This is a genomic window from Clostridioides sp. ZZV15-6383 (assembly GCF_020657735.1).
Lineage (GTDB): Bacteria > Bacillota > Clostridia > Peptostreptococcales > Peptostreptococcaceae > Clostridioides > Clostridioides difficile_D.
On sequence record NZ_JAGWCV010000081.1, the window covers coordinates 1 to 11203 of the forward strand.

Sequence of the window (11203 nt, forward strand, 5' to 3'; positions counted from 1 at the left end):
GTCAGAGTTTATTCGTCAATTAGAATACAAGGCTAATTGGTATGGTAGACAAATTGTAAAGGTAGGTAAATTCTTTGCAAGTTCACAAATATGCAATAAATGTGGGTATAAAAACGAGGAAGTTAAGAACTTAAATATAAGAGAATGGATTTGTCCTAGTTGTAATGAAACTCACGATAGAGATATAAATGCAAGTATAAATATATTAAAAGAAGGATTAAGACTAATAACGATTCAAAATAAATAACTTATGTAAGAACCGTAGGAACTATGGGGATAGCCTGTGGAGAATTAGTAAGACATATTTTAATATGCAAAATTCTGTGAAGCAGGAACCCTGTGACTTTAGTCATGGGAGGTTCAGATAAATACTCCGATAAGAATCCCAACACTTGCTAATTACTCTGTGAAATTTAGATATAATGGGATTAGTGCTCATGCAGCACAAGCTCCTTATAACGGAAGAAGTGCACTTGATGCAGTAGAACTTATGAATATAGGTTGTAATTATTTGAGAGAACATATATTTGATAGCTGTAGAGTACACTATGTAACTACTAATGGTGGAAAAATGCCAAATATAGTTCCAGATTTTGCAGAAGTGTGGTATTACATAAGAGGAGTTAAAATGGAGCATGTAAGAGATGTATTTGGTAGGATTGTTGATATAGCAAAAGGAGCAGCATTAATGACTGGTACTAGTATGGAATATAATATTATAAGTGGAGTGTATGACTATATTCCAAATACAATATTAACAGATATCCTATCACAAAACATGAGATTGGTAGGAGTACAAAATTATAATGAAGATGACTATTATTTTGCAGAGAAATTAGCTGAAACAGTGTCTATAGATAAAAGAATTAGTGTTTCTAGTGTATTAAGTGGAAATAAGGATATTACTAAGATGAATTTACATGATAAAATTACAGATGATACATTTACTCATAATAATTGTATATCATTATCATTAGATATTGGAGATATTAGTTACATAATGCCTACAGCACAATGTTCTTGTTCAGTTTGGCCTATTGGTATTTCTGCTCATACATGGCAGTCTTGTGCCAGTGCAGGTTCTGACATGGGATTTAAAGCGATGTTATTAGCATCTAAGTCTATAGCATGTTCAATAAATGATGTAATGTTGGATGAATCTATTGTAAATAAATCAAAAAGGGAATTAGACGATACTATAGGTAGTTTTGAATATACTCCAATTATTTGAAAATTAATTTAATGTAAGTAAGATTGAATTGTATGAGTTTATATAAATCTATAATTTAATATTATTTTTAACTTTGTCTTCTAATTATTTTAAATCTAAGATACAGTGATTAGAAGGTATTTTTTAAGTTTCTTAGAATACTATATCTTATATAATCTTGATAAAAAGTGTTATACTATATATCATCTAAATAAAAAGTAGTACAAAAAGGAGTATTTATGTTTGGATATGTTAAAATAAACAAAATGGATTTAACATTTAGAGAATATGACCATTACAAAGCTTACTATTGTGGATTATGTAAATATTTAAAAAGAAATCATGGAGAAATTTCTAGATTTTCTCTGAATTATGATATAACATTTTTAATTGTTTTATTAACAGCAGTATATAACCCAGAGTCTATAAGTACAGAGGAAGCATGTATAGTCAATCCATTTAAAAAGAAAAAGGTAATTACAAATGATATTACAGAATATGCAGCAAGTATGAATATTCTTTTAACGTATTATAAATTGGAAGATAATTTAATGGACGATAAACGCATAAAAGATAAATTAGCATATTATATATATAAAAACAAATTAAATTTAGCATATGAAAAGTATCCTAAAAAAGCAGAGTATATAAAACAACAGCTAAATGAATTAAATAAGTTAGAAAAGGACAAAAATATAAATATAGATGAAGTATCTAGTGTATTTGGTAATATAATGGGTGAAGTATTTGCCTACAAAAAAGATGAAAACGAGAGAAACTTAAGAATGATAGGCTTTAATATAGGTAAGTATATATATCTACTAGATGCCTATGAAGATTTAGATGAAGATTTTAAAAAAGGAAGATACAATCCATTTATAGAGTATATAGATAAAAATGATGAGTTAAAAGAAAAAGTAAAAAAAATAATTGTGACATCATTAGGTTTTTTAGCTAGAGGGATTGATAATTTAAATCTAAATAAAAATGTTGGAATAATAGAAAATATAATTTATTCTGGTGTTTATTTAAGATATATGAATATATTAGAAAGCAGAGGTGGAAAGAATGTACAGTAATACTTATAATAATGAAAATTTTATGAGAGCAAGAGCTTTTATAGAAAATAGTGAATTTAAAAAATCATATGATTTTTTAAAGACTTTGACTGACAAATGTGCAGAATGGTATTATCTAACTGGTTTTTCTGCAATGAACATAGGATATTATGAAGAAGGTGAAGACTTCTTAAAAAGAGCAAAATTTATGGAACCTGAAAATAGCGAATATAGTGATGCACTTAGAAGTTATACACAATATAGAAATGAATATAACAACAGAGCTGACAATTATAATAGAAGAAGACGTAATGATTTAGATGGATGTTGCTGTTGCTGTGATGATTGTTGTTGTTGTCTAGGTGACGATTGTTGTGAAAACTGTGCTAAGCTTTGGTGTTTAGATTCATGCTGTGAATGTTTTGGTGGAGATTTAATAACTTGTTGTTAGGATGATAAATATGAGTATAAAAGTTGCTTATGGAGGAGTTTTATTAGCATTAAATGTGATATTGTTGACTCTTACAAATATTATTCCTGTAAATACATTGTTTATTATGGGTTTAGCATCACTTTTAGTATCAATTGTAATAATGGAATGGGGATTTAAAAGTGGAATTGCTTTTTATATAGGTTCTATAGCTTTAGGATTTATAGTGATGGCAAGTAAGTCTCAATGGATTGTATATTCACTTACTTTTGGAATATATGGTATTGTAAAATATCTTATAGAAAAAGATAGGTCAATATATATTGAGTATTTTTTGAAATTAGTATTTGCAAATATAATGTTACTTATATTGTATTTTTTATTAAGGACAATAGTTTATATACCAATAAATATTTTTATTATAGGTTCATTTGAGATAGCTTTTATAGTATATGACTATGTTTATAGTTCTTTTATAGGTTATTACAATAATAGGTTAAGAAAGATGCTATTTAAAAAATAACAGTTGATTTTTATATTTAATATATACTTAGTGTAATATAAAAAAGCTTTGATTTTTAGTCAGAGCTTTTTTATATTAGATATAATATAAGTTTTTAAAATAGATAATATAGATTAAATATCCACTATATTTACATCTGTAGCTAAAGAATAAATAATATCCTTTCTTTCTACTATTATCTGAACATTCTTAGAAATTTCATCATCAAGTGATATTTGGGATAAAAGTTCCTTTGTTGGATTTATTGCAATTGGATTTCCAACTCTTTTTAACATATTTATATCACCATTAGTATCACCATAGGCATATGAGTTTGATAAGTCTAAATCATATTTTGCAACAAAATTGTTTATAGCATTATTTTTACTTATAGAATCCCACATTGGAATAACTGTTCCTGTAAATATATCATTTTCAAATACATAATTACTTCCTAGAAAATCAGTTACATTATATTTTTTTGCCATTTTTTCAACTAGAAACCCAGGGCTACCAGATATAAATATAACTATATGCCCTTGATTTAGATGCCACTCAATCCTTGAGCGTGTGTATTTATAAACCCTATCTGCTTTTAATTTGATTACTTGGTCACTTGTAAAGTTAATACAGGTTTTATCTAATCCTTTTAATGAATCAACATAAAGGTCACATATTTCTAATAGATAATCATCATAATTACCTTGTCTTTTATCCCAATCCATAAAAGTGTCTCTAGCGTGTTTATACCAATTTTTTTGGTCAATTATATCGTATTTAATTAATTTCTTAAAATGTTCAACCATAAGAGAGTCTCTATAAAGAGTACCATCTATATCAAAAAAAGCTGCTATATTTTTCATCATAAGACCACCTCAATTAATCATTTCCTTATATTATATTATAAATTGTACCTAAGTTGTTAAAATATATGTATAATAATTTATATATTAAAAAACAAGTATTTTAAAGTTTAAAGGATGTGACTATATGAATTTTAATTTTGCAAAGGCTACGAATTCTAGACTTATGGGTAGTTTAGGTCTTATAATAAATTGGATAGATGATGAAAATAATCATTTTTGTCAATATTTTTTATTGGATGCAGAGGGATTAGGTTTGGCAGATTATGTGAGTTTAAAAAATCCAACACAAGAAGAAGCTTATATGGAAGAAGAAAGATTGATGGGAGGGTTTGGTTCAGATAGAGTTGAATTAACGAAGGATGAATCTTTATTTTTAGTATCTTATTTTGGTAATAAGAATCTTTATTATGACAAGTTATTGCCAGGAGATAAATGTGAGTATATTGATATTGTAAAAAATTATAAAACAGACTTAACTATAGAAAAATTATATAATAAGATATGTAAAAGAGTTTATGAAGAAGTTGAATTTATAAACTATATGACCATGAGATTTATAGCATGGGATAGAGAAAGTCTAAAGTATTTTTCTGGAAGTGATGAGATTGCAAATATGCATATTACAAATATAAATGGAACATTACTTAAAAATGTAGTAAGTGATAAAGGTCAAGGTCGATATATAAGTGAAGCTTTATATGAAGATAATGATGGATATTATATGTGTAAAATTGCTTTTTGTATAAGTAAGTGTCATGAAACTGGTTTTAGAATTAATTCTCTATTAGTGACAGATAAAGAACCTATGTATGATTTTGAGGTATTTGATGAGATTTCTAAGAGTGAATTTGTAAGTGTATATAGTGTAAATTCACCTGAGGAGTTTGCAAGAGTATTTTATAGAGAAAATCCATTCTTATTAAAAAGTGATATGAATGAAGGTATATTTTTTACTAGATTTAATTTTAATAATGACCATGTTAAAGAAAATGTATATGTAATAAATAATGATATGAAAGCTATATATTACTTAATGGGAAATAAGTTTTTTATTGGTACTTATAATGAAAGTGATTGCAATTGTATTAATGAAATAAGTCAATATAACTATAGTAAATATATTAAGTTTGAAGAGAATTTTTTCTTTGAACAAAATGCATTGTATGATTTTGCAGAATCAGGTTCAATAGATTTTGATGATTTTTTAGAATAATAATTTTAGGCATTATTTAAGCGAGATTAACTGAATTTAATCTCGCTTAAATTTATTTCTATAATATTGGGGGAATATTATGAGGAATACATTTATTATTGTGGTCAATTATTAAAAATTTATACAGTTTATTAAAAAAAAATAAAAAAATTTATAACTTTCCTCATGTTATTTGCCAATATTAATTTTTGGTATATTTTATATGTAGGTGTTGATTTGTAAGATGTTATATATTTTGCTTATTAACCTCTATTTTTTAGTGAATATGCTAGAGTCATACCAGTTATCAAAATGGATAAATTTAAATGGTTGATGTATATCAATTGCATTTTTAGGACAGTTATAAATACACCTCATACACAGGCAACAATTCCAATTAAATTTAACATTATCTTTTGTAACATTTATATTATGCTTAGGACAATTATTAGCACATTTAGAACAGTGTGTACAATTGTTTTTAACGTAGAAAAACTTACCTAAAATATGAGCTCCATACCATTCTGACCTACCAACAAAAGAGAGTATTTTTACTAAAGTGCTACTATTTGGGAGGTATGAAATTCGATTTATTAAATTATGTACAGTAGTAGGTATTTCTTTATCTGCTTTATCAATAAGCTCTCTTGTTTTTATATCATCATATTTGACCATGAAATTTGATGGCATAGCAAATAATTTGTTATAAAATACTTTGAAACCTTTAGAATCTAATTTTTTGATTAGCAAATTTGATGAAGCATAATTTATATAACTGTCTTCACCAGCTGTGTGTATTACAAATGCATCCATAGAGTGTGTATTAGGCAATTTTTTTACAAAGTCTAATACAATTTGAGGTGCATTAAATGAATGCACAGGATAGGCTATTCCTACTATATCATACGATGTTAAACGGATTTCAGATGTCTTGATATTTTCAATTTTTATACATTCGACACAAATCTGTTTATTTTCAAATTCTTGTTTTACTTTATTAATTATATATTCTGTCATTCCAGTTCCAGAAAAGTAAAATATACATAATTTGTACAAAGTAACACCTCCTATAAATAAAATAGTCACTTGCTATAGTCATTATAACATAGAGCTAATTAACTTGATAGAAAACCAAAGGGATTTGCATGTTTAGTATTTTTATAATTATAGAATTAAATAATAGTTGTAGTATGTAGTGATATTTTACTAACATTAATTTAATTTCATTAATATACATTGTAAATGGCTAATATAACTTTAAATGAAAAAATCAGATAAAATTTAATTTTATCTGATTTTTTCTATATTTATATTATTAGATTATGTTAATATTTGTTGACCGAATAAAAGTATATTCAGTCAACTTTCTATACCTATAATAATATTGGGGGAATATTATGAGGAATACATTTATTATTATGACCAATTATTAATGCTTTATACAACTTACTTGAAAAAATATATATTACATTTCTTCCTCATCAAATTCCTCTATATTAGTAGTTTGTGGTATACCTTGTATAGACATATTACTAGAGCCATAAGGAGTCGGGTATATATTAGGTGGCATAGTACTAGGCATAACCACAGGCATACCTTGCATTGTATTATGACATATAACACCTGGTATCATCATAAGTACATTAGGAGGCATATTTTGATTGCATGAAAAGTTAGGAATACCCATATTATTATTTATGTTGCCAGACATATTGTTAGGCATACCCGTATTACCATACATATTATTATTTATATTGCCAGACATGTTGTTAGGCATACCCATGTTATTATTCATATTATTAGGCATATTGTTAGGCATACTCATGTTATTATTCATATTATTAGGCATATTGTTAGGCATACCCATGTTATTATTCATATTATTAGGCATATTGTTAGGCATACCCATATTATTATTCATGTTACTAGATGTATTATTAGGCATACCCATATTATTATTCATGTTGTTAGACATATTATTAGGCATACCCATATTGTTATTCATGTTGCTAGACGTATTATTAGGCATATTATTTGTAGTAGATGTATTGTAATTCATATTTCCGGATGTATTATTTGTGTTAGGCAAGTTGTTTGGAGAATTACTACTTTTAGGATAATTATTTACGCTATTAGGATATAGGTTATTTGTGTTCTGGTTATTAGGTATTTTTGTATAACCATTAGAAATTTGAGGGTCATTTCTCAATTCATCTTGGGGAATTTCTTCATTAGTAATATAATCTGCATAGTTCGCTGGGTCTAAGTAAGGCATGTAACTAGTATCCAAATCCTTTTTTTTCTTGTTACTCATATTAAACTTGCACCTCCTAGAAAACTATAAAAAAGTTTACAAAAACTTATTCTAATAATATATATATTAAAAAAGTTTATAATATGTGCATTCTAATTGTTATTAAATAAAATAAAAATTATTGTTGCAAACTTAAAAATAATAGCATATAATGAACATATGAACAGTTATTCATATATTATAAATAACGGAGGATTAAAAATGAGAGAAGAGATAAATGATTGTAATTGTAATGTAATACATGAAGAAATAGTAACAGAAGCTAAATCAACTATGCCAGATGAAGAAATGTTATATGATTTAGCAGAATTATTTAAAGTATTTGGAGATACTACTAGAGTAAAGATATTATATGCATTATTTGCAAATGAAATGTGTGTATGTGATATAGCGAGTTTATTAAATATGACTCACTCTGCAATATCTCATCAACTTAGAGTATTAAAGCAGGCTAGGTTAGTAAAGTTTAGAAGAGAAGGAAAGACAGTGTATTACTCATTAGATGATAGTCATATAAGTCAGATATTTGATTGTGGATTAAATCATATTAGAGAGACTTATAAATGATAAATGAGAGGAGTGAATATATATGGAAGCAAATAATGTAATTAAAAAAGAATTTATATTAGGAGGATTAAACTGTGCACATTGTGCAGAAGAAATTAATAACAAAGTTTCTAAGCTAAAAGAAGTTAAATCTTCCAACTTAAATTTTATAAATAAAAAACTTACAGTAAATATAGAGGATAGCTTTAATGAGGATACTACTATAGAAAAGATAATAGATATAATAGATTCAACAGAACCAGGACTTGATATACAAATAAGTTCTAAAGAAAATTCATCTAGTAAAACATCAATTAAAAGAGAGCTTATATTAGGAGGATTAAACTGTGCACATTGTGCAGAGGAGATTAATAATAAAGTTTCTAAATTAAAAGAAATTGAATCTTCTAATTTAAACTTTGTAAATAAAAAACTTACAGTAAATATAATTACTGACTTTGAAGAGAATACTGTTATAAACAAGATAAAGGAAATAATAGATTCAACAGAACCAGGACTTGATATACAAGTAGGGTCTACTGACAAAGTAAAAGATGGGACTACTGAAAAAGCAGGAGCTATAAATGATACAGATAAGAAAGAGTTAATTCCACTTATAATTGGAGCTCTTGTATATATTTTTGGTATATATCAAACAGCTACAGGTTATGAGAGTCAATTTAGCAATATAGTATTTATAGTTGCTTATGTAATAGTAGGTGGAGATGTACTTTTAAGAGCAATAAGAAATATATCAAAAGGAAGAGTATTTGATGAAAACTTTTTGATGGCTCTAGCAACAGTAGGAGCATTAGCAATAGGAGAATTATCAGAAGCAGTAGGAGTTATGCTTTTCTATAAAGTAGGAGAGTATTTACAAGGTGTTGCAGTTGGTGAATCTAGAAAATCTATAACTTCACTTATGCAAATAAGACCAGATTATGCAAATCTAAAAGTTAATTCTGAAGTTAAAGTAGTGTCACCAGAAGAAGTAAATGTAGGAGATATAATAGTAGTGAAACCTGGTGAAAAAGTACCATTAGATGGTGTAGTAGTAGATGGAGTTTCTATGTTAGATACTTCTGCACTTACAGGAGAATCAGTACTAAGAGAAGTTGAAAGAGGAGATGAAATTTTATCAGGTGTTATAAATAAGAATGCTTTATTGAGTATTGAAGTTACAAAGAGTTTTGGAGAATCAACAGTTTCTAAGATTCTTGATCTTGTTGAAAATTCTAGTATCAAAAAATCAAAAACAGAAAACTTTATATCTAAATTTTCAAGATATTATACTCCAATAGTAGTAATAGCTGCCTTATTAATAGCATTTGTGCCACCACTTGTAGTCTCTGGTGAGGTATTTAGTGATTGGTTGTATAGAGGATTGATATTCTTAGTTGTTTCTTGTCCTTGCGCATTAGTTTTATCAATACCACTTAGCTTCTTTAGTGGAATTGGATTTGCATCTAAAAATGGAATCCTTATTAAGGGAAGTAATTACTTAGAAGCTTTAAGAAGTGTAGATACAGTAGTATTTGATAAAACAGGAACGCTTACTAAAGGTGTGTTTAATGTAACTAAATTAAATCCTGAAGGTATATCAGAAGAAGAGTTATTAGAATATGCAGCTATTGCAGAGGTAAATTCAAATCATCCAATAGCAAAGTCTATATTAAATTACTATAATAAAAAATTTGATTTAGACACAATAGACAGTTATGAGGAAATAGCGGCTTATGGAATTAGAGTAAAATATAATGGTAAGCTTATATTAGCAGGTAATGAGAAACTTATGAAAAAAGAAAATATATCTTATTCACCAGCTAAAGAAGTAGGTACAGTAGTCTATATTGCTGTTGATAAAGTATACAGAGGTTATATAGTTATATCTGATGAAGTAAAAGAAGATAGTAAAAATGCTATAAGAAGCTTAAAAGCAATAGGAGTAAAAGAAGTTGTAATGCTAACTGGAGATAATGAGAAAGTAGCAAAAAATATTGCTCAAGAATTAGAATTAGATACAGTTTACTCAAATTTACTTCCTAATGAAAAAGTAGATAGATTAGAAGATTTATATGAAGGAAGAACTGAAAAAGAAAAAATAGCCTTTGTAGGTGATGGAATAAATGATGCTCCAGTTTTGGCTCGTGCTGATGTTGGTATAGCCATGGGAGGTTTAGGTTCAGATGCAGCTATTGAAGCAGCAGATGTAGTTCTTATGACAGATGAGCCTAGCAAGATATCTAAAGCAATTGAAATAGCAAACAAGACTAATAAAATAGTATGGCAAAACATAATATTTGCTCTAGGAGTAAAAATTATAGTTATGATACTAGGAGCTGGAGGAGTAGCTACTATGTGGGAAGCTATATTTGCTGATGTAGGTGTAGCACTTATAGCAGTAGTAAATGCTATGAGAGCTATGAGATAAGGTATAAATGTATGAACATACTATTAAAAAACATACAATTATATATTGATTAAGTATATAATAAAGAAAGTATCAATAAGTTTATTTTAACTTTATTGATACTTTCTTTATTGATGCTTTTTTATATATAAACTTATATCCATTATGTTTATTTAAAGTGTTTATTTAGTAGGTACTTTTTATGTTGTAATTTTTAAAGTTATATAAAGTTATATAATAGATGATTTATTTTTATTAATAAGTTTAGATTAAGTTTAAATAAGAGGTATAAAAATTATAATACTTACAATTATGTGTATCAATAGCTATAATTTTTATAATAAAATGTATATATTAAAATGTTCTAAACCTATAATATAACTGCCATTCAACAAATTATGTAACATAAGATAGTAAAAAAATTAAAAAAATAATTTAAAAAAGTATTGACCAATTATTTTTAAGATGATATAGTATTACTTGTCCTTAAGAAAAGGGCAAACATGAAAAATGAACTTTGAAAATTAAACAGTAGGTTAATTTATATTAAGAAACAAACCATAAAGCCAGATATTTTGATAACAATAGTATCTGAGCCTGATAAACTTTTATTTGAGAGTTTGATCCTGGCTCAGGATGAACGCTGGCGGCGTGCCTAACACATGCAAGTTGAGC

11 protein-coding genes and 1 rRNA gene are annotated in these 11203 nt (G+C 26.8%); 9 read left to right on the forward strand and 3 right to left on the reverse strand.

The genetic code is table 11. The features are described 5' to 3' along the window. The 5 genes from KGF42_RS17735 to KGF42_RS17755 form a co-directional block, all read left to right on the forward strand. Positions 1-247, forward strand: a 247-nt coding sequence (locus tag KGF42_RS17735) for a zinc ribbon domain-containing protein (protein ID WP_141247360.1), incomplete at its 5' end; no start/stop codon positions are given. Positions 248-406: 159 nt separating this feature from the next. Next, positions 407-1231: a peptidase dimerization domain-containing protein gene (locus tag KGF42_RS17740; RefSeq protein WP_227826802.1), complete on the forward strand. Its 825-nt coding sequence runs from the start codon at positions 407-409 to the stop codon at positions 1229-1231. A gap of 218 nt (positions 1232-1449) precedes the next feature. Continuing rightward, positions 1450-2289, forward strand: coding sequence for a DUF5685 family protein (locus KGF42_RS17745; protein WP_227823455.1), 840 nt, complete (start codon positions 1450-1452; stop codon positions 2287-2289). After that, on the forward strand, positions 2279-2719 hold the full coding sequence (locus KGF42_RS17750) for a hypothetical protein (RefSeq protein ID WP_227823450.1): 441 nt from the start codon (positions 2279-2281) through the stop codon (positions 2717-2719). Before KGF42_RS17745 ends, KGF42_RS17750 begins: the two co-directional genes overlap by 11 nt. Before the next feature lie 10 nt (positions 2720-2729). After that, a complete protein-coding gene (locus tag KGF42_RS17755; protein ID WP_227823451.1) occupies positions 2730-3221 on the forward strand; it encodes a hypothetical protein in 492 nt (163 codons plus the stop codon). Positions 3222-3334: 113 nt separating this feature from the next. Here the strand turns inward: KGF42_RS17755 and KGF42_RS17760 are convergent, their stop codons facing one another. Continuing rightward, the gene (locus KGF42_RS17760) at positions 3335-4063 is read right to left on the reverse strand and encodes an HAD-IB family hydrolase (RefSeq protein ID WP_227823452.1); all 729 of its coding nucleotides are present in this window, start codon (positions 4061-4063) and stop codon (positions 3335-3337) included. Positions 4064-4190: 127 nt separating this feature from the next. On the opposite strand from KGF42_RS17760, the gene KGF42_RS17765 reads away from it, so the two are divergent. Then, positions 4191-5279, forward strand: coding sequence for a hypothetical protein (locus KGF42_RS17765; RefSeq protein WP_227823453.1), 1089 nt, complete (start codon positions 4191-4193; stop codon positions 5277-5279). Between the two features lie 249 nt (positions 5280-5528). Here KGF42_RS17765 and KGF42_RS17770 read toward each other — a convergent pair whose 3' ends face one another. Continuing rightward, entirely contained in the window at positions 5529-6314 is a 786-nt protein-coding gene (locus KGF42_RS17770) for an EFR1 family ferrodoxin (protein WP_227823454.1), read from the reverse strand. A 409-nt stretch (positions 6315-6723) separates the two neighbouring features. Then, positions 6724-7572, reverse strand: coding sequence for a hypothetical protein (locus KGF42_RS17775; RefSeq protein WP_227826803.1), 849 nt, complete (start codon positions 7570-7572; stop codon positions 6724-6726). 201 nt (positions 7573-7773) lie between these two features. Between KGF42_RS17775 and KGF42_RS17780 the strand changes: the two genes are divergently transcribed. From KGF42_RS17780 to KGF42_RS17790, 3 genes are all read left to right on the forward strand, one after another. Further along, entirely contained in the window at positions 7774-8139 is a 366-nt protein-coding gene (locus tag KGF42_RS17780) for an ArsR/SmtB family transcription factor (protein ID WP_054268993.1), read from the forward strand. Between the two features lie 22 nt (positions 8140-8161). After that, complete coding sequence (locus KGF42_RS17785; RefSeq protein ID WP_227826804.1) at positions 8162-10549, forward strand: heavy metal translocating P-type ATPase; 2388 nt, start codon at positions 8162-8164, stop codon at positions 10547-10549. A gap of 587 nt (positions 10550-11136) precedes the next feature. Then, a 16S ribosomal RNA gene (locus tag KGF42_RS17790) occupies positions 11137-11203 on the forward strand; the annotation flags it as partial.

What these genes read in the sequence shown, in the direction of transcription:
- KGF42_RS17745 (WP_227823455.1), top strand. Translation starts at nt 1,450, where the DNA reads ATGTTTGGATATGTTAAAATAAACAAAATGGATTTAACATTTAGAGAA.
- KGF42_RS17750 (WP_227823450.1), top strand. Translation starts at nt 2,279, where the DNA reads ATGTACAGTAATACTTATAATAATGAAAATTTTATGAGAGCAAGAGCT.
- KGF42_RS17755 (WP_227823451.1), top strand. Translation starts at nt 2,730, where the DNA reads ATGAGTATAAAAGTTGCTTATGGAGGAGTTTTATTAGCATTAAATGTG.
- KGF42_RS17760 (WP_227823452.1), bottom strand. Translation starts at nt 4,063, where the DNA reads ATGAAAAATATAGCAGCTTTTTTTGATATAGATGGTACTCTTTATAGA.
- KGF42_RS17765 (WP_227823453.1), top strand. Translation starts at nt 4,191, where the DNA reads ATGAATTTTAATTTTGCAAAGGCTACGAATTCTAGACTTATGGGTAGT.
- KGF42_RS17775 (WP_227826803.1), bottom strand. Translation starts at nt 7,572, where the DNA reads ATGAGTAACAAGAAAAAAAAGGATTTGGATACTAGTTACATGCCTTAC.
- KGF42_RS17780 (WP_054268993.1), top strand. Translation starts at nt 7,774, where the DNA reads ATGAGAGAAGAGATAAATGATTGTAATTGTAATGTAATACATGAAGAA.
- KGF42_RS17785 (WP_227826804.1), top strand. Translation starts at nt 8,162, where the DNA reads ATGGAAGCAAATAATGTAATTAAAAAAGAATTTATATTAGGAGGATTA.